Source organism: Solwaraspora sp. WMMD792 (genome assembly GCF_029626105.1).
Classification (GTDB): Bacteria; Actinomycetota; Actinomycetes; order Mycobacteriales; family Micromonosporaceae; genus Micromonospora_E.
Map to the genome: position 1 here is coordinate 5,616,293 of NZ_JARUBH010000009.1, position 17,991 is coordinate 5,634,283.

Below are 17,991 nucleotides of genomic sequence, written 5' to 3' on the forward strand. Positions count from 1 at the left end.
CATGCCAGCCTTCGTAGCCAGCCCGGTCGCGGCGCCGCACCCGCCGCCGACGACTACCGGGTCCACTGCCCACCCGCCGACGAGCACCGCAGGGTCCGCGACCCTCCCGCCGACCGACACCGGGTACGCGGCCCTTCCGCCGCTACTGCGCCGGATCACCGGCGACGAGAAACACGAGCCCAGCGCCAACTCGACGCTGGACGTGCTGTGGGTCCTCTACGACCGGATTCTGCGGATCAGCCCGCAGACCGTCGACGCCGTCGACCGCGACCGGTTCCTGCTGTCCAAGGGGCACGGGCCGGCCGCCTACTACGCCGTACTCGCCGCGAAGGGGTTCATCCCCGACGCCTGGCTCGACGACCTGGCCGGGCCGGACAGCCCGCTCGGACACCACCCGGACCGGCTGCTGGTGCCCGGGGTGGAGATCGGCTCCGGCTCGCTCGGGCACGGGCTCGGCCTCGGCGTCGGCATGCTGCTCGGCCTGCGCGCCCAGGGCCTGACCTACCAGGCCAGCGGGGCCGATCAGGCCGGCGGGGCTGGCGGGGTCGGTCGGGCCGGTCGGGTCGGCGGAGCCCGGGTCTACGTCCTGGTCGGCGACGCCGAGCTCGACGAAGGGTCGAACCACGAGGCGATCGCGTACGCCGGCAGCCGGCAGCTCGCCGAGCTGACCGCGATCGTCGTCGACAACGACTCGGCCACCCACGGCTGGCCCGGTGGGCTGGCCAGCCGGTTCAGTGTGAACGGCTGGACCACGACCATCGTCGACGGCCGCGACCACGAGGCACTGACCGACGCGTTGACCGGACACGACGGGGTACGCCCGCACCTGGTGGTCGCCCGGACCCCGGCCAAGTACGCCGCGTCGGAGCCGGGCGAGTACACCACCTCGGGTAGCAAGGAGAACGGTCATGCGTGACGCCTTCACCCGCGCCGCCACCGGCCTGCTGGACGACGACCCGCGAACCGCGTTGGTGCTGGCCGACATCTCGGCCGAGGCGTTCGCCCCGGCCGCCCGCCGGCACCCCGACCGGGTACTCAACGTCGGCATCCGCGAACAGTTGATGATCGGCGTGTCCGGCGGGCTGGCGTTGACCGGGCTGCGGGCCATCGCCCACTCCTACGCGCCGTTCCTGGTCGACCGGGCGTACGAGCAGATCAAGCTCGACCTCGACCACCAGGGCGTCGGCGCGGTGCTGGTCAGCATCGGCGGGTCGTACGACGCGGCGGCGGAGGGCCGTACCCACATGTCCCCCGGTGACGTGGCGCTGCTCGACACGGCCGGACCGTGGACGGTGCACGTACCGGGCCATCCGGACGAGGTCGGGCCGTTGCTGCGGGCGGCGGCCGGTCACGACGACGCCGTCTACCTGCGGCTGGCCGCGCGCGGTAACCACAGCCCGCATGGTGACGGGGTGTCGGGTCGGCTGGTGACGGTGCGTCGGGGCAGCGGGGGAGCCCCGGTCGTCGTCGCGGTCGGCCCGATGCTCGATGCGACGTTGGACGCGGTCGCCGGGTTGGACGTCACGGTGGCGTACACGAACACGCCGCGCCCGTTCGACGTCACCGGCCTACGGATGCTCGTCGACTATGTCGATCCGGTGGTGGTGCTGGTCGAGCCGTACCTGGCCGGCACATCCAGTCACCTGGTCGGCGCCGCGCTGGCGGACCGGCCGTACCGGCTGCTGTCGTTGGGGGTCGGCCGGGAGGACCTGCATCGGTACGGCAGCGCGGCGGACCATGACCGCTGGCACGGGCTGGACCCGGCCGGGCTGCGGGGATCGGTCACCCGGTTCGTCACCGGCTGAACGGGGCTCGTCAGCGGCTGACCGGATTCGTTGGCAGCTGGGCGGGAGACGGCAGGGCTCAGGCGCCGGGGACGGCACGCCCCTGGCGCCGGGTCCGCTCCCGACCCAGGATCCACAGTGCCTCGACCCCGTCCTTCCAGGTGATCTTCTTGCCTTCCTCGCGGCCCCGGGCCCGGTAGGAGATCGGCACCTCGTACGGGCGGATCCGGCGGCGCAGCAGCTTGCCGGTGACCTCCGCCTCCATGCCGAACCCGCGCGAGCGCACGTCGAGTGAGCGGTACAACGACAGCGGCAGCAGCTTGAAGCAGGTCTCCAGGTCGCCGATGTAGGAGTTGAACATCACATTCGCCGCCGTGGTCACGGCCTTGTTGCCCATCACGTACCAGAAGCTGTAGGCGCTGTGGCTGCCGAAGGTCCGGTTGCCGTAGACCACCGTGGCCCGACCGTCCAGCACCGGCTCGAGCAGCTTCGGGATGTCCTGCGGGTCGTACTCAAGGTCTGCGTCGAGGATCACCATGTAGTCACCCTCGGCGGAGTCCACCGCGGTCTTGATCGCCGCGCCCTTGCCGGCGTTACGCGGATGGGTGATCACCCGCAGCCGTGCGTCGTCGACGCTCTCCAGGATCGCACCGGTGCCGTCCCGGCTGCCGTCGTCGACGACCAGGAACTCGATCTCGCACGGATAGTCGACAGCGAGCGCCTGTTTGAGGGCATCGCCGACCCGCGCCTCCTCGTTGTAGACCGGCATGAGGATCGAGAGCTTCACGGTGGTCTCCGAATGCGTACGGTGGCAGTGGACCTAGACTAGCCCAACCCGTAGGGGCGTACCGGCCCGGCGAGCCGCAGGTGCACCCCCAGGTCGCCCGAAAGATTTTCGGCGGTGGTCGACTTCCACTCGCAGTAATGGTGGGCGGTAATCTCGCCCCCATGGGCGAGAAAGATGATCTGCCGGGACCGAGGAGACGGCGGCCGCCGATCTGCCCGAAATGCCTCGGTGCCGGTAAGGCCTTCACCTTCGCCCTGATCAGTGGCCGCACCCGCGAGGTGTGGTTGAAGTGCTCGGCTTGTTCCGGGTCGATCCAGTCGCCGATCGCCGGTCCGTGACCGGCTGGCCGCCGGCCGCTACGACTACGCCGCATGCCGGCGGCCGGTTACCGCCAGTCAGGCGGCGGCACCGCTGCGGGCGTCCAACGGGCGGGCCAGGAACGCGTAGCCGAACAGGGCTTCGATGTGGCTGGCCCGGGCCGGATCGCCGGCCTTGATGAGGAACCGTTCCCGGATGCCGTCGACGGCGGTGACCGCGAGCTCGACGATGCCGGCCCGCGGATCGGTGGTCCAGGTGACGTGGTCGAGGTGACGCAGTTCGCTGTTGAGGTGCAGCCGCAGCCGGCGCCACAGCAGCGTCTCCTGGGTCACCACCAGTCGCCGCCGGGTCAACAGGAGCAGGTAGTCACCCTGCATCGGCTGGTCGGGGCGTTGGCACCGGGTGACGAGCACGGTGCGTTCGTTGGGCGAGACACAGCGGCGGAACACCGGCATGTGCCGGCTGGTGGTCGAGATCGGGACGGCGGTCTCTGCCGCCGCCGGCAGGAACGTGCGGGAGAAGACGTCCATGTCGTGTTAACGACACGTCAACGCGCAATGACTCGGGGTGACGGCGAAATTTCAGCTACAGAATTTCCACGATGGTCGCGTTGGCCATCCCGCCGCCCTCGCACATCGTCTGCAGCCCGTACCGGATGCCGTTGGAGCGCATGTGGTGCAGCATCGTGGTCATGATCCGGGCGCCGCTGGCCCCGAGTGGATGGCCCAGCGCGATCGCGCCGCCACGCGGGTTCAACCGGGCCGGGTCCGCACCGGTCTCGGCCAGCCAGGCGAGCGGAACCGGCGCGAACGCCTCGTTGACCTCGTACACCCCGATGTCGGTCAGGTCGAGCCCGGACCGGCGCAACGCCTTCGCCGTCGCCGGGATCGGGGCGGTCAGCATCATCACCGGATCGTCACCGGCCACCACGGCGGTGTGCACCCGGGCCAACGGCCGTACGCCGTGCGCCCGGGCCCACTCCGACGTGGTCACCGCGAGCGCCGCCGCGCCGTCGGAGATCTGTGACGCGGAGCCTGCGGTCACCACCCCGTCGGTCCGGAACGGGGTGGCCAACTCACCGAGCTTCGCCAGTGAGGTGTCCCGGCGGATGCCCTCGTCGGCACCGAACTTGTCGGCACCGAACTTGTCGGCGTCGGGCCCGGCGGCGTCGGTGACCGGCACCGGCGCGATCTCGGCGTCGAACTCGCCGGCGTCCTGGGCGGCCGCCGCCCGCTGGTGGCTGGTCAGCGCGAACTCGTCCAACGCGGTGCGCGACAACCCCCAGCGCCGCGCGATCAGTTCGGCGCCGACCCCCTGGTTGAACGGGACGGGATCGTCCGCGACGACGCCGTCGACCCCCCGGTACCGGTCCCGCACCTGGTCGCCGAACGGCCGTCCGGCACCGGTGCTGGCCCCCATCGGCACCCGGGTCATCGACTCGACGCCACCGGCCACCACCAGGTCGGCCTGGCCGGAGATCACCGTGGCGGCCGCGAAGTGCAGCGCCTGCTGGCTGGACCCGCACTGCCGGTCGACGGTGGTGCCGGGCACCGACTCCGGCCAGCCGGCCGCGAGCACGGCGTTGCGCCCGATGTTCCAGCTCTGGTCGCCCGCCTGGAACACACAGCCCCAGACGACGTCGTCGACGTCGGCCGGATCGAGACCGGTCCGCTGGGCGAGCGCCCGCAGCACGTGGCTGGACAGTTCAACCGGGTGCACCGATGCCAGGGCACCCTTGCGTCGCCCGATCGGGGTCCGGACCGCTCCGACGATGACCGCGTCCCTCATGCCTACCTACTCCCGGGTAACTCTCGTTTCCCGAATCGTACGCCGCGATTCGCGCGACCGGCAGCCTCGCCAGGCGGCTGGCAGCCTCGGCCGGTGCGACTGGCAGCCTCGGCCGGTGCGACTGGCAGGCTCGGCCGGTGCACAGCGATCCTTGACCGGTGCACAGCGAACTCAGCGAACCCACGGAGCTGACCTGGCGGGTCGCCGGCAAGGTCCCGGCGGGCAAGATCGCGGTCGCCGTACTGATCGGCGCCGCCGGCCTGCTCCTCGGCGACGGGGATCCGGTCCGGCTGGTCCTCGCGCTGCTGGCCGCCACCGGCCTGGTCGGCTGGGCGGTCCGCGACCTGGTGGTGCCGGTACGGCTGACCGCCGGGCCGGACGGGGTCGGCGTCGTCACCGGTTTCGCCCGCCGGCACACCATCGCCTGGGACCGGATCGAGTCGATCAGCGTGGACCGCCGGGGCCACCGGGGCATCCGCAGCGAGTTGTTGGAGATCGACGCGGGCGACTCGCTGCACCTGATCGGCGGCAACGAGTTGGGTGGTGCCTCGCCGGACGACGTCGCGGCGGCGCTGCAGCGGGTGGCACTGCAGCGGTCGGCGCCGCGGAGCCTGCGCCCGGCCGCGCCCGGACCGTCAGCCGGCGTGCACCAGGGCTATCCGGGCCACCGTGACCAGGATCAGGAAGAGCAGCACGGCACCGGCACCGACCGCCTGCACGACGGTGCGGTTGGTACGCGGAGCGTAGGCCAGGATCGCCCCGATCAAACCGCCGGTGATCAGACCGCCGAGGTGACCGGCGATCGACAGGCTGGACACGGTGAAGGTCAGGATCAGGTTGATCACCAGGATGCCGACCACCGCTGAGGTGTCCCGCTTCAGCCGGCGCAGCACGATGAAGAACGCGGCGAACAGGCCGAAGACCGCGGTGGACGCGCCGGCGGACAGCGCACCCGGGTCGACCAGGTAGGCCGCGACGTTGCCGCCGAGCCCGGCGATCAGGTACAGCGCCAGGAACCGGGCCGGCCCGAGCACCGCCTCCAGGTTGCGGCCGAGCACCCACAGTGCCCACATGTTGAACAGCAGGTGCAGCAGCCCGTAGTGGATGAACATCGCGGTGATCAGCCGGTAGACGCCGCCGCCGTCGATGCCGATGAAGACGTCGCCGTACCCGGGCAGCGCCCCGGCGAGCACGGTGCCGTTGGGCCGGACGGTGACGTCCGGGCCGATGACCCCGCCGAACGCGTGCAGCCGCCCAGCCGCCGAGAAGAGTCCGGCGCCGAGCAGCGAACCGCCGCCGGAGATCGCCACCCCGATCAGTGCGACGACCGCGTTGATGCCGATCAGGACCTTGGTGACGGTGCCCTGTTGGCCGGCGGCACTGCCACCGAAGGCAGTGCGCGCCGACCGTTGGGTCCGTCGCCCTTCGGCGACGCACTCCGGGCACTGGTGCCCGACCGCCGCGTCCCGCATGCAGTCGGGGCAGATCGGCCGCTCGCACCGGGCGCACCGGACCCAGGTCTCCCGGGACGTGTGCCGGTAGCAGACCGGCACCGTCGGGGCCGGATCACTCATCACGCCACCTCACTGCGCCGGTGCCGACGACCCGCGCCGAGAGCCGGCAACCCCGGTGCTCGCTCATGAGCGCCAAGGTTACCCGGCAGGTTTCGCGCCTGCCGCCTCGTGATCGGCCGGTTTCAGCCGACCCGCTCGATCTCCACGCGGTTGATCACCACGTCGCTGAGCGGACGGTCCGCCGGGTTGGTCGGCGTGTTCGCGATCGAGTCGACGACCTTCGCCGAGTCCTGGTCCGCCACCTGACCGAAGATCGTGTGCCGGTTGTTCAGGTGGGTGGTCGCGCTGACCGTGATGAAGAACTGTGAACCGTTGGTGCCCGGTCCGGCGTTCGCCATCGCCAGCAGGTACGGCCGGTCGAAGCGCAGCTCCGGGTGGAACTCGTCGGCGAACGTGTAGCCCGGACCGCCCCGACCGGTGCCGGTCGGGTCGCCCATCTGGATCATGAACCCGCTGATCACGCGGTGCGAGATGGTGCCGTCGAAGTACGGACCGCTGCCCGGCTGACCGGTACGCGGGTCGGTGTACTCGCGGGTGCCCTCGGCGAGCTCGACGAAGTTGCGGACCGTCTTCGGTGCGTGGTTGGCGAACAGCTCCAACCGGATCGGTCCGTGATTGGTGTGCAAGGTGGCGTAGACAGCCTCAGCCACGGGTACTCCTCAGTTGTTGGTCAGTTCCATGCGGATCCTCCCATGTGCCCGATCCGGTCACACGGAGGCACCCGAAGGTGGAGGATGACGGCGTAACGACGGCACAGGAGGTAGGCAGCGGTGTTGAGGATCTCCAGGCGCGCCAGGCGGCGGGACCTCGTCCGAGCGGAGCTCGGCGAGAGCCTAGATCATTTCATGCAGGCAGCGACGCACGCGGCCGGGGGCGTGGGGGCCACCGTCGGACCCCGGATCCACGCCGCCCGGGACGCGGTGGCACCCACCGCCGACCGGGTACGCGGCTCCGCGTCCCAGGGCATGACCGCGACCATGGCCACGCTGGCACCGCTGGCGGTGGCCGCCGCCGACGGGGCCCGCCAGGCCCGCCGGGCAACCAGGAAGGCGAAGGCGAAGAACATGAAAAACATGAAGGTAGCGAAACGGACCGCGATGCCGGCGATGAAGGCGAAGCTCACCCCGTCGAAGCGTGCCAAGCACAGCCGCCGCCGCTGGCCGATGATCGTCGGCGTGCTCGCGGCGGGAGCCGCGATCGGCACCATCGCGGTACGGCGTCGCCAGGCCGCCCAGTGGGAGGAGTACGACCCGGGTCAGGCGCTGGACACGATGCGGGCGGCCGGCAGTGCCACCCACGAGTCGGTCACGCCGAAGCCGGCCGACGGCGGCAAGCCGCACGGCGACCCGATCTCCGCGATGGACAGCGACCCGACGACGACCGCCCGCAACGGGCAGGCCTGAGTACCGGCGGTCGGACCGGCGCACGGTTGGCGGGTTCAGAGCCAGCCGTTGCGCCGGAACGACCGGTACAGCACCAGTGAGATGCTCAGCATCAGGGCGAGCACGACCGGGTAGCCGAACTCCCAACCGGTCTCCGGCATGAACTCGAAGTTCATCCCGTAGATGCCGGCCAACGCGGTCCACACCGCGGCGATACCGGCCCAGGCGGCGATCTTGCGCATGTCGTTGTTCTGCGCCACGGTCACCTGCGCCAGCCGGGCCTGCAGGATCGAGTTCAGCAGATCGTCGTACGCGTTGACCTGCTCCACCACCCGGCTGAGGTGGTCCTGCACGTCCCGGAAGTAGCGGCGGATCTCGGCCGGCACGTCCTCGTTGATCTCGGCGGTCAGGGTCATCATCGGCCGCTGCAGCGGGGCGACGGTGCGCTTGAACTCCACCAGCTCCCGCTTCAGCTGGTAGATCTCGTGCACCTTGTCGCTGGCCTCGGGCGAGAAGACGTCCGCCTCGACGGTGTCCAGGTCGGTCTCCACCCGGTCCACCACCTCCAGGTAGAGGTCCACCACCCGGTCGGTGATCGCGTACGCCACCGCCCACGGCCCCTGCACCATCAGGTCCCGGTTGCGTTCCAGGTCGGCCCGCACCGGTGCCAGCCGGCAGGCGTCGCCGTGCCGCACGCTGATCACGAAGCCCTGCCCGATGAACAGCATCACCTGGCCGGTCTCCACCACCTCCGAGTCGCCGGTCAGCTTCTCGTGGTCGACGTACCGGGCGGTCCGCAGCACCAGGAAGTTGACCTCGCCGAACTGCTCCAGCTTCGGTCGCTGCTCGGCCTTGACCGCGTCCTCCACGGCCAGCTCGTGCAGCCCGTACGTGTCGGCGATGCCGGCCATCTCGGCCAGGCTCGGCTCGTGCAGCCCCAGCCAGACGAACGCGTTGCGCTCCCGACGGGCGGTGGCCAACGCCTCGGGATGCTGCCACGAGCCCGGCTGGCGGATGCCGTCGATGTAGAGCGCGCAGTCGACGACCCCGCTGCGTTCCTCGACCGGCGCCGGGTCCGGCGCGAGCGGCGTCTCGGTCGAGTTGAGCATCCGGCTGACCGCCCGGACCGGGGCCGTCCAGGCCCGCGACAACGCCCGGCTGCTCCCGCCGTCCGGCCACCGCTGCTGCCCACGGTCCTGGTCCGCCATCCGCCCGTCTCCTTCCCGGCACTCCGGCTCCCCGGCACCCGGCCGGCCGAAGCCGGCAGAGACGCCGGCCGGCTACCCCGCGCGTACCTCGTCGATCGCGGCCGCCAACCGGCGTACGCCTTCGTCGATCTGATCGACGGTGACCGCCGAGTACGCCAACCGCAGCGCGTGTTCGCCGCCGTCGAGCAGGAAGTCACTGCCCTTGACCACCGCGACACCGCGCCGCGCGGCCGCCGGCATCAGCGCGTCCACCGCCACGTCGTCCGGCAGGTCGACCCAGAGGAAGTACCCGCCGTCCGGCTCGGTGAACCGTACCCCCGGGATGTGCTTGCGCAACGACTCGGCCAGCACCCGGGCGCGCTCGGCCAGCGCGGTGCGCACCGTGGTGATCGACCGGTCCAGGTCACCGGAGACGCAGAACTGGTGCACGATCGCCTGGGCCACCATGCCCGGCGAGATGTACAGGTTGGTGGCGCGCGCCGCGATCTCCTTGATCAGCCCGGCCTCGCCGACCAGGTAGCCGACCCGGACCCCCGGGCAGACGGTCTTGGTGAAGCTGGAGGCGTGCACCACCACGCCGGCGGTGTCCAGCGAGAGCATCGACGGCAGTGCCTCGCCCCGGAACCGGATGTCGGCGTACGGGTCGTCCTCGAAGATGGTGAACCCGAACTCGGCCGCGAGCTCCAGCAACGCCCGCCGCTTCGGCAGCGACAGCGTCACCCCGGCCGGGTTCTGGTAGTTCGGGATGACGTGCGCCAGCCGCGGCCGCACCCCGGACTCCAGCAGCTTGCGCAGCTCGTCGGTGTCCAGCCCGTCCGGCTGCACCGTCACCGGGTGCACCTCGGCACCGAGCTGGCGCAGGTTGAGCAGCGTCCGGTCGTACGTCGGCCGTTCCACCACCACCGCGTCGCCCGGCTTCACCAGGTGGTCGAAGAGAAACGCGTCGGCCTGCAGCGACCCGTTCGTCACCAGCACCTGCTCCGGCGCGACCCGGTGCTTGTCGGCGATCCAGCGGCGCAACGGAACGTAGCCGACGGAGGTGCCGTAGGCGGTCACCCCGGCCGGGTCGGCGTCGAAGGCCCGGCCGGCGGCGGCCTTCAGCCCGTCGATGTCGACGATGTCCAGCGAGGGCGCCCCACGGGCGAACGAGATCAGCTGCTCGGCGCTCATGGGTGCCAGCGTACGACCTGCCCGGCCGATCACTGCCGGCTGGTGCGCCAGCACACATGCTGGTCCTGGTTCTTCCCCCGGGGTGCTCGCTAGGGTCACAGGCGTGTCCGCCCCACCCCCCGACCCTGCGGCAGCCAGCGAACCGCTGCGCTGCGTCGCGGCGCTGATCGTCGACGACGACGGCCGGATCTTCTTCCAGCGCCGGTCGCCGCAGCGTCGACTGTTCCCTGACACCTGGGACATCGCCGGCGGCCACCTCGAAGCCGGCGAGACGCCGATCGAGGCCCTGCACCGGGAGGTACGCGAGGAGACCGGGTGGACCGTCTCCCACATTCTCGCCGAGGTCGGCGAGTACACCTACGTCGGCAACGACGGCATCGCCCGGGTCGAGCTCGACTATCTGGTACGGGTCGACGGTGACCTGGCCAATCCGCAGCTCGAAGCCGGCAAGCACACCGAGTTCCGCTGGCTCGCCGCCGACGCGCTCGACGTGCTCGACGAATCGGCCCACGTCAACGACGGGCTGATCCGGCGGATCGCCGAGAACGGCTTCGCCGTACTGCGTTCCCTGGGCCTGTGAGCGCCGGCGACCAGCTGTGGCTGCCCGGTCACCGGTGCGCGGCGCTGACCGCCCCCGTCGTCGACCGGGTGCACCGGGCCGCGATGGCCGCCGCCGACACCGCCGGGGCCGAGCTGCGTCAGCGGTACGGCGGTCCGGCCGCCGTCGGCTACCTGGTCGACCTGCGGACCCGGCTGGCCGCGCCGGCCGGTCTGGTCGGCGCCGCCGGGTTCGCCGCCGTCACCCGCTACCAGGACCCGGCGAGCTGTCAGCGGGTGCTGGACAAGCAGGTCGCGTACGGGATGCTGGTGCGCCATCCGGACGGGGCGCTGCGGGCCACCGAACGCGGCGGTGCCTTCCTCACCGACCTGTACGCGCTGCATGCCACGGTCACCGGGCAGATCTGGGGTGCCGAGCACGCGGCCCGACTGGCCCGGCTGGTCGAACTGACCGGCCGACTGCTGGCCGCCGCGCTGGCCGGTAGTGACACCGTCGGGCAGGACACCGACGGGCTGGCGGCAGGCGGGCAGGACGCGTTCCGCGCGGTCGCCCCGCCGTACGAACCGGAGGGCACCCCGGCCGGGGTGCTGCTGCTCAACCGGCTCACCGTGCTGCGCTACCACCGGGCAGACGCGCACGCCGCCGCCTGGACCGCCGCCGGGCACACCGCCCGCAGCATCGTCGACCTGCCGCCCGGACCGGCCCGGCTGGCCATCGAGCAGGAGACCGACCGCCGGGCCGCCGGCCCGTACCAGTCGCTGGAGCCGGAGCAGCGGTTGACGCTGCTCGCCGACCTCGCCGCGCTTCCCGGCTGATGCCGCTATCCTCCACCGGTACCCCACCCACCCCTCACCAGGAGGACCGTCTGATGATCGGTCTCGTGCTCGCTGCCGGAGCGGGACGGCGGCTGCGGCCGTACACCGACACTCTGCCGAAAGCGCTGGTACCGGTCGACGGGGAGACCACGATCCTGGACATCGGGCTGCGCAACCTCGCCGCCGCCGGGCTCACCGACGTGGTCGTCGTCGTCGGCTACGCCGCGGACGCGGTCCGGACCCGGCAGGCCGACCTGCAGGACCGGCACGGCGTGAAACTGACCCTGGTCGACAACGACCGCGCCGAGGAATGGAACAACGCGTACTCGCTGTGGCTGGCGCGGGACCACTTCGCCGCCGGCGCGCTGCTGGTCAACGGCGACACCGTGCACCCGGCCAGCGTCGAGCAGACGCTGCTGGCCGGGCGCGGGCCGGGCATCCTGCTCGCCGTCGACACGGTCAAGAAGCTCGCCGACGAGGAGATGAAGGTCGTCTTCGACGACGCCGGGCAGCTGACCCGGATCACCAAGCTGATGGATCCGGCGCAGGCGCACGGCGAGTACATCGGCGCGACGCTGATCGAGGCGTCGGCCGCCGCCGGGCTCGCCGAGGCGCTGGAGGCGACCTGGCGTCGCGACCCCAACCTCTACTACGAGGACGGCTACCAGGAGTACGCCGACCGTGGCGGTGAGGTACGGGCAGCGCCGATCGGCGACGTCGACTGGGTCGAGGTGGACAACCACGACGACCTGATCAAGGCTCGGGACATCGCATGCCGCTACTAGCCCGTACCGTGCACACCCCGCTCGCCATCGACGTGCGCCGGGGTGCCGTCGCCGGCCTGGGCGCGCTGCTCGCCGACCGCCGGATCTCCGCCGGCGGCGAGGTCGCCGTGGTGGTCGGCCCCGGCCAGGGCGAGCGGATCGCCGAGCTGATCGCTCCCGGGCTCGGCCGGGCCGACGTCTTCACCGTCGCCGGTGGCACCCTGGAGGCCGCCCACGAGCTGGGCGAGAAGCTGCGGCAACGCTCCTACGACGCGGTCGTCGGCATCGGCGGCGGCAAGACCATCGACACCGCCAAGTACGCCGCCTCCCGGTACGCCGTACCGATGGTGAGCGTGGCGACCAGCCTGGCCAACGACGGGATCGCCTCCCCGGTGGCGTCGCTGGACCACGACGGCGGACGCGGGTCGTACGGTGTGCACATCCCGCTGGCGATCGTGGTCGATCTGGACTTCGTTGAGGACGGCCCGGACCGGCAGACCCGGGCCGGCATCGGCGACGCGTTGAGCAACCTCAGCGCGGTCGCCGACTGGGAGTTGGCGCACGCGGTCCGCGACGAGCCGATCGACGGTCTCGCCGTGACGCTGGCCCGCACCGGGGCGGAGGCGCTGATCAGCCATCCGGGCGGGCTCGGCGACGACGCGTTCCTGACCACCCTCGCCGAGGCGTTGATCCTGGGCGGGATCGCGATGGCGGTGTGCGGGTCGAGCCGGCCGGCCAGTGGCGGCTGCCACGAGATCTCGCACGCCCTCGACCTGCTGCACCCCGGTGCCGGTTCGCACGGCGAGCAGGTCGGGCTGGGCGCGCTGTTCTGCACCTTCCTGCGCGGGGACCAGCTGCGGTTCGGGCAGTTGGCGGCGGCACTGCGCCGGCACGGGCTGCCGGTACGCCCGGCTGACCTGGGGCTGACCGACGACGACTTTGTCGCCGCCGTGCTGCACGCCCCGCACACCCGGCCGGACCGGTACACCATCCTGGAACACCTGCACCTCGGTGCGGATGCCGTCCGGGAGCGGCTGGCAGAATACCTCGGTGCCCTCAGCATGCCCGCAAGGTGAACAAACAGTGTCTACCCCGTTCCTGAAAGACTTCTTTCAGGCGAACAGAGGGGGCGGGCTGTTCAGCGAGGCGGTCAGCCAGCGGCTGGGGGCGGTGTTCGCGTACGCCGCCGCCCGGCTGCGGTTGGCACCGACCGTGCTGACCGTGGCGAACCTGCTGCTCGGGCTGGCCGCGTCGGTGGTGGTGATCGCGACCGCCGACGCGGTGGCCGACGGCTCCGTCCCGGCCTGGCTGATCGGGCTGGTCGCGCTGGTCGGCTGGCAGATCGCGTACGCGCTGGACTGCGCCGACGGGCAGTTGGCCCGGGTGACCGGGCAGACCAGCGCGGCCGGTGCCCGGGTCGACGTGCTCTGCGACGTGGCCGCGCAGATCGCGCTGGTCACGGCGCTGTCCGCGGTGGCGGTGGCGCAGCTGCCGGAGACCCCGGTGTGGCTGCTCGCGGCGTTCGCCGGCACCTGGATGGTGAACCTGGTGACCTCGGTGATGCAGGCCGGCCCGAACGCGGCCAGCATGGTCACCTCGACCTCGCTGCCCGTACGGCTGGTGAAGCTGATCCGCGACTACGGCGCGGTGATCTTCGTCGCCGGGTTGGTGCTGATCGCCGCCCCGGCGCTGACGGTCTGGCTGATCGCCGCGTTCACCGTGGTCAACGGCGGTTTCCTGCTGGCCAGCATCACCTTCTCCGCCCGCTCCGCCCTGCGCTGACCGACCCTCACGGGCCGGAAGATCACCCTCGCGGGCCTGAAGATCACATGATGGAAATTCGGGATGGCACCGGCGTGTCGGCCGGTTTTTCGTCAACTGATCTTGGTGGCGACCGCGTCGTAGATCGCGAGGTGCTGCTTCATCACCACGTCGGGGTGGAAGGTGGTCTCGTAGCGGGTGCGGGCGACGCCGGCCAGCGCGGCGGCGCCAGCGCGGGCGACCGGCAGGGCGGCGGCGAGTGCGGCAGTCTCCGGCGGCACGACCCAGCCGGCAGCAGTGCCGGTGCCAGCATGGCCAGCGGTGTCGGCGCCGACCAGGTACGGGATGCCGCCGAGGGCGGTGCCGAGCACCGGCCGGCCGCTGGCCAACGCCTCGATCACCACGGTCGGCAGGACGTCGTGCCAGGTGGAGACGGCCAGCACCACGGCGCTGGCGCGCAGCGCGTCGCGTACCGCTGATCTGTCCAGCGGGCCGAGGAAGTCGATGTCGGCGCGGCCGGCGGCGGCCGAGGCGACCAGCGGCCGCAGCTCGCCGTCGCCGCCGATCCGCAGCGTGCCGAGCGACCCGTCCGGGTGCCGCTGCCAGGCGTCGAGCAGCAGGCCGATGCCCTTCTCCGGGGTGAGCCGGCCGAGGAAGAGGAAACCGTCGCCGAGCGGGGCGGGCGGGCCGGGATCGGCGATCGCGTTCGGCTTGACCACGATCCGCTCGTCGGGGATGCCGTAGTCGCGCAGGTGCCCGGCGACCGCCGAGGTGAGCGCGATGAACCGGTCGACCGAGCGCCAGGTGGGCCGGTGCAGGGCCAGGGTCGCCGCCATCACCGCGCTCTGCGCCCGGGAGCCGCGGTAGCAGCGGTGCACCACCCCGGGCAGGCCGATCGCCCGGCCCCGGCAGTCGGTGCAGATCCGGCCGTCGCGGAAGTACAGCCCGGCCGAGCAGACCTGCCGGTAGTTGTGCACGGTGTGCACCACCGGCACCCGGTGCCGGTGCGCGGTGCGGATCGCCCAGGGCGAGATCAGCGGGTACGGGTTGTGCAGGTGCAGCACGTCCGGCCGGTGCTCGGTGAGCAGCCGGTCCAGGTCGCGTTGGGCGGCCGGGGCGTAGCTGGGCGAGATCGGCAGCAGCGCCTTGCCGGTGGCCGGCAGCGCCGGGATGTCGTCGGAGCTGCGCAGGAACGGGATCACCTCGACACCGGCAGCGGCCAACTGGTCGATCTCGCTGTCGACGATGACGTTCTCGCCGGACGGCTGGGCCTGCCGGTATCGGTTGTGCGCCACGACGACTCTCACCCGGTCAACCCTCCTGCTCGACGTCGTCAGACGCTACCGTCTGAGGGTGCCCGAGTTGCCGGAGGTACAGGCGCTCGCGGCCTACCTGCGCCAGCGCGCGGTCGGCCGCCGGGTCGAGCGTGTCGAGGTGTCGGCGATCAACGCGCTCAAGACGTACGACCCGCCGCCGTCGGTGGTCGCCGGTCGGCCGGTGACCGGCGCCGGCCGGCACGGCAAGTTCCTCGACGTCGAGCTGGACGGCACCCTTCATCTGGTGGTGCATCTGGCGCGGGCCGGCTGGCTGCACTACCGGGAGTCGTTTCCCTCGGCCGCGCCGTTGAAGCCGGGCAAGGGGCCGATCGCCGTACGGGTCCGCCTCGACGACGGCTCGGGCTTCGACCTGACCGAGGCCGGTACGCAGAAGAAGCTGGCCGCGTACCTGGTGACCGATCCGGCGCAGGTGCCCGGGGTGGCCCGGCTGGGTCCGGACGCGCTCGCGGTGGACCCGGACACCTTCGCGCAGCGGCTGCGCGGTCGGCGGGGTCAGGTCAAGGGGGTGCTGACCGAGCAGGAGGTGCTGGCCGGCATCGGTAACGCGTACTCCGACGAGATCCTGCACACCGCGCGGTTGTCGCCGTTCGCGTTGACGAACCGGCTCACCGACGATCAGCTGGCGGGGTTGTACGAGGCGGCGCGGCGGGTGCTGACCGACGCGGTGGACCGGTCGGTGGGTCAGCGGGCGGCCGAGCTGAAGGGCGAGAAGCGCTCGGGGATGCGGGTGCACGGTCGAACCGGCCTGCCCTGCCCTGTTTGCGGCGATCAGGTGCGAGAAGTCTCTTTTGCAGATTCGAGCCTGCAGTACTGCCCCACCTGCCAGACCGGCGGCCGCCCACTCGCTGACCGACGGTTGTCCCGTCTTGTGCGTTAGGTGACCAAATGGGGCGCAGAAGCCCGTACGTCCCGCGCCACGGCGATCTGCACCACAACGGAGACTTCCTCGGAGACGATCCATCGGTATAGTGGCCCGGTCCCAATGCTTCAACACCACCGGAACCGCCGGTCCCCACCGTTCGGCCGGGGGGCGTAAAGTCTTTCGGGTTACCGTCCGTGTACGGGCACCGTGAGAGACTGAGCTGGTGGGCGAGCCAAGCCTTCACGGAGAGTGGGCGGCACGTGTCACGCGGGAGGACGTGGGTGAGGTGACGACAAGCCTCCAGCGCCCGGTAACCAACACCAGCCGGAGCAACAGGGTGCGCCACGTCGACAGCTTCGAGATCCAACCGCCGACACCGACACCGACCAACGGCGTACCCCGGTCCGCCTGGGCTCGGGCCCGGCGTCGCGCGTCGCGCTGGCACCGTCCGTACACCGCGATCCTGCTCGCGCTGGACTTCGCGGCGGCGGTGCTGGCCAGCTACCTGTCGATCTCGCTGTTCGAGAAGGCCACCTCCGGGTTCTCCGACGCCGATGTGGACGCCACCTGGTTCCACACCGTCACCTACCTGCTGCTGCCGCTCGGCTGGGTGGTGGTGCTCTGGGGCACCGGCGCCTACGACCGGCGCTACCTCGGCCTCGGCACCGACGAGTTCAAGCGGGTGCTGCGCGGTGGGGTGACGGTCGCCGCCAGCGTCTCGTTCCTCGCCTTCGCCACCAAGACCGACCTGTCCCGGCTCTCGGTGGCCACCGCGCTGCTCGGCGCGCTGGCGTTCATCCTGATGTTCCGCTTCCTCGCCCGGTACGCCCTGCACGTACTGCGTCGGCGGATCGGGCAGGCCACGCACCGGATGGTGCTGGTCGGCACCCTGCCGGAGACCCTGGAGGTCTTCACGGCGGTGACCCGCAGTCCCGCCGCCGGGCTGATGCCGGTCGCCATCCACCTCACCGACGGCTACGCGGCGGCCCGGGGCCTCGAGACCCCGGTGCCGGTGTACGCCGGCCGCAACGTCCTCGCGCTGGTCCGGGAGGTCGGCGCGGACACCATCGCGGTCTGCGGCTCGGCCAGCTCCGAGCCGGGCGAGCTGCGCCGGCTCGCCTGGCAACTGGAGGGCAGCGGGATCGACCTGGTGGTCGCACCGCAGCTGACCGACATCGCCGGTCCACGGGTGCACATTCGGCCGATCGAAGGTCTGCCGCTGCTGCACGTCGAGGAGCCCACCCTCTCCGGGCTGGGCTGGCTGGCCAAGAACCTGCTGGACCGGGTGGCCGCCGGGCTGGGTCTGATCATGCTGGCACCGCTGTTCCTGGCGGTGGCGATCGCGATCCGGTTCTCCGACCGGGGCCCGGTCTTCTTCCGGCAGCCCCGGGTCGGCCACGAGGGCCGGGTGTTCCGGGTCTGGAAGTTCCGGACCATGTACGTCGACGCCGAGGAGCGGCTCGCCTCCCTGGTCGACCAGAACGAGACCGACGGCATGCTGTTCAAGATCCGCAACGATCCGCGGGTCTTCCCGATCGGTCGGTTCCTGCGAGCCAGCTCGATCGACGAGCTGCCCCAGCTGATCAACGTGCTCAAGGGCGAGATGTCACTGGTCGGGCCGCGACCACTGCCCGCCGACGACGGAGACTTCCTCGGCGACGTCCGGCGGCGGCTGCTGGTCCGGCCCGGGATGACCGGGCTGTGGCAGGTCTCCGGCCGGTCCGACCTGTCCTGGGACGAAGCGGTCCGGCTGGACCTCTACTACGTCGACAACTGGTCGCTGACCTACGACCTGAGCATCCTGTGGCGCACCATCGGCGTCGTACTGGCCCGCAAGGGTGCCTACTGACCGATCCCGGATGCCGACGGATGACAGAAAGTC

General features: G+C 71.5%; 18 protein-coding genes and 1 pseudogene. 11 read left to right on the forward strand and 8 right to left on the reverse strand.

Translation table 11 applies throughout. The annotated features are described in order from the left end of the window. Nucleotide 1 precedes the first annotated feature (1 nt). The gene (locus O7629_RS26125; protein ID WP_278172480.1) at nucleotides 2-916 is read left to right on the forward strand and encodes a transketolase; all 915 of its coding nucleotides are present in this window, start codon (nucleotides 2-4) and stop codon (nucleotides 914-916) included. Beyond that, the gene (locus O7629_RS26130) at nucleotides 909-1,805 is read left to right on the forward strand and encodes a transketolase (protein WP_278172482.1); all 897 of its coding nucleotides are present in this window, start codon (nucleotides 909-911) and stop codon (nucleotides 1,803-1,805) included. The genes O7629_RS26125 and O7629_RS26130 overlap by 8 nt, the downstream gene beginning before the upstream one ends. Nucleotides 1,806-1,863: 58 nt before the next feature. Here the strand turns inward: O7629_RS26130 and O7629_RS26135 are convergent, their stop codons facing one another. The 3 genes from O7629_RS26135 to O7629_RS26145 all read right to left on the reverse strand — a co-directional run bounded on the left by O7629_RS26135 (nucleotide 1,864) and on the right by O7629_RS26145 (nucleotide 4,677). Then, a complete protein-coding gene (locus tag O7629_RS26135) occupies nucleotides 1,864-2,571 on the reverse strand; it encodes a glycosyltransferase family 2 protein (RefSeq protein ID WP_123606422.1) in 708 nt (235 codons plus the stop codon). 395 nt (nucleotides 2,572-2,966) lie between these two features. Further along, on the reverse strand, nucleotides 2,967-3,419 hold the full coding sequence (locus tag O7629_RS26140) for a hypothetical protein (protein WP_278172483.1): 453 nt from the start codon (nucleotides 3,417-3,419) through the stop codon (nucleotides 2,967-2,969). A 55-nt stretch (nucleotides 3,420-3,474) separates the two neighbouring features. Continuing rightward, the gene (locus tag O7629_RS26145) at nucleotides 3,475-4,677 is read right to left on the reverse strand and encodes a thiolase family protein (RefSeq protein WP_278172484.1); all 1,203 of its coding nucleotides are present in this window, start codon (nucleotides 4,675-4,677) and stop codon (nucleotides 3,475-3,477) included. Nucleotides 4,678-4,865: 188 nt separating this feature from the next. Between O7629_RS26145 and O7629_RS26150 the strand changes: the two are divergent. Further along, nucleotides 4,866-5,255 (forward strand): annotated as a pseudogene (locus O7629_RS26150) (PH domain-containing protein); the annotation flags it as partial. Between the two features lie 57 nt (nucleotides 5,256-5,312). Here O7629_RS26150 and O7629_RS26155 read toward each other — a convergent pair. Together O7629_RS26155 and O7629_RS26160 are read right to left on the reverse strand one after the other, a co-directional pair. Then, nucleotides 5,313-6,251, reverse strand: a complete 939-nt coding sequence (locus O7629_RS26155; protein WP_278172486.1) for a rhomboid family intramembrane serine protease — start codon at nucleotides 6,249-6,251, stop codon at nucleotides 5,313-5,315. 122 nt (nucleotides 6,252-6,373) lie between these two features. Then, nucleotides 6,374-6,901, reverse strand: a complete 528-nt coding sequence (locus O7629_RS26160) for a peptidylprolyl isomerase (RefSeq protein ID WP_278172488.1) — start codon at nucleotides 6,899-6,901, stop codon at nucleotides 6,374-6,376. A gap of 195 nt (nucleotides 6,902-7,096) precedes the next feature. Here O7629_RS26160 and O7629_RS26165 point away from each other — a divergent pair, with 195 nt between their 5' ends. After that, the gene (locus tag O7629_RS26165; protein WP_278172490.1) at nucleotides 7,097-7,654 is read left to right on the forward strand and encodes a hypothetical protein; all 558 of its coding nucleotides are present in this window, start codon (nucleotides 7,097-7,099) and stop codon (nucleotides 7,652-7,654) included. Nucleotides 7,655-7,689: 35 nt separating this feature from the next. Here O7629_RS26165 and corA read toward each other — a convergent pair whose 3' ends face one another. Continuing rightward, on the reverse strand, nucleotides 7,690-8,742 hold the full coding sequence (gene corA, locus O7629_RS26170) for a magnesium/cobalt transporter CorA (RefSeq protein ID WP_278174688.1): 1,053 nt from the start codon (nucleotides 8,740-8,742) through the stop codon (nucleotides 7,690-7,692). Nucleotides 8,743-8,913: 171 nt separating this feature from the next. Then, nucleotides 8,914-10,011: a PLP-dependent aminotransferase family protein gene (locus O7629_RS26175; RefSeq protein ID WP_278172492.1), complete on the reverse strand. Its 1,098-nt coding sequence runs from the start codon at nucleotides 10,009-10,011 to the stop codon at nucleotides 8,914-8,916. Nucleotides 10,012-10,114: 103 nt separating this feature from the next. Here O7629_RS26175 and O7629_RS26180 point away from each other — a divergent pair, with 103 nt between their 5' ends. The 5 genes from O7629_RS26180 to O7629_RS26200 are packed head-to-tail and all read left to right on the forward strand — an operon-like array spanning nucleotide 10,115 to nucleotide 13,931. Then, entirely contained in the window at nucleotides 10,115-10,591 is a 477-nt protein-coding gene (locus O7629_RS26180) for an NUDIX domain-containing protein (RefSeq protein ID WP_278172494.1), read from the forward strand. Then, nucleotides 10,588-11,385: a hypothetical protein gene (locus O7629_RS26185; RefSeq protein ID WP_278172495.1), complete on the forward strand. Its 798-nt coding sequence runs from the start codon at nucleotides 10,588-10,590 to the stop codon at nucleotides 11,383-11,385. The genes O7629_RS26180 and O7629_RS26185 overlap by 4 nt, the downstream gene beginning before the upstream one ends. Before the next feature lie 53 nt (nucleotides 11,386-11,438). Further along, nucleotides 11,439-12,170, forward strand: a complete 732-nt coding sequence (locus O7629_RS26190) for a phosphocholine cytidylyltransferase family protein (RefSeq protein ID WP_123606432.1) — start codon at nucleotides 11,439-11,441, stop codon at nucleotides 12,168-12,170. Continuing rightward, the gene (locus O7629_RS26195; RefSeq protein WP_278172496.1) at nucleotides 12,158-13,225 is read left to right on the forward strand and encodes an iron-containing alcohol dehydrogenase family protein; all 1,068 of its coding nucleotides are present in this window, start codon (nucleotides 12,158-12,160) and stop codon (nucleotides 13,223-13,225) included. The genes O7629_RS26190 and O7629_RS26195 overlap by 13 nt, the downstream gene beginning before the upstream one ends. A 7-nt stretch (nucleotides 13,226-13,232) precedes the next feature. After that, a complete protein-coding gene (locus tag O7629_RS26200; protein ID WP_278172497.1) occupies nucleotides 13,233-13,931 on the forward strand; it encodes a CDP-alcohol phosphatidyltransferase family protein in 699 nt (232 codons plus the stop codon). A gap of 92 nt (nucleotides 13,932-14,023) precedes the next feature. Here the strand turns inward: O7629_RS26200 and O7629_RS26205 are convergent, their stop codons facing one another. Then, nucleotides 14,024-15,217 (reverse strand): glycosyltransferase family 4 protein, encoded by a 1,194-nt coding sequence (locus tag O7629_RS26205; protein ID WP_278172499.1) that lies wholly within the window; start codon nucleotides 15,215-15,217, stop codon nucleotides 14,024-14,026. 46 nt (nucleotides 15,218-15,263) lie between these two features. Between O7629_RS26205 and O7629_RS26210 the strand changes: the two genes are divergently transcribed. Then, the gene (locus tag O7629_RS26210) at nucleotides 15,264-16,124 is read left to right on the forward strand and encodes a DNA-formamidopyrimidine glycosylase family protein (RefSeq protein ID WP_278172500.1); all 861 of its coding nucleotides are present in this window, start codon (nucleotides 15,264-15,266) and stop codon (nucleotides 16,122-16,124) included. 322 nt (nucleotides 16,125-16,446) lie between these two features. Continuing rightward, nucleotides 16,447-17,958 carry a sugar transferase gene (locus O7629_RS26215; protein WP_278172501.1) on the forward strand — a complete coding sequence of 504 codons (1,512 nt, stop codon included), beginning with the start codon at nucleotides 16,447-16,449 and terminating at the stop codon, nucleotides 17,956-17,958. Nucleotides 17,959-17,991 lie beyond the last annotated feature (33 nt).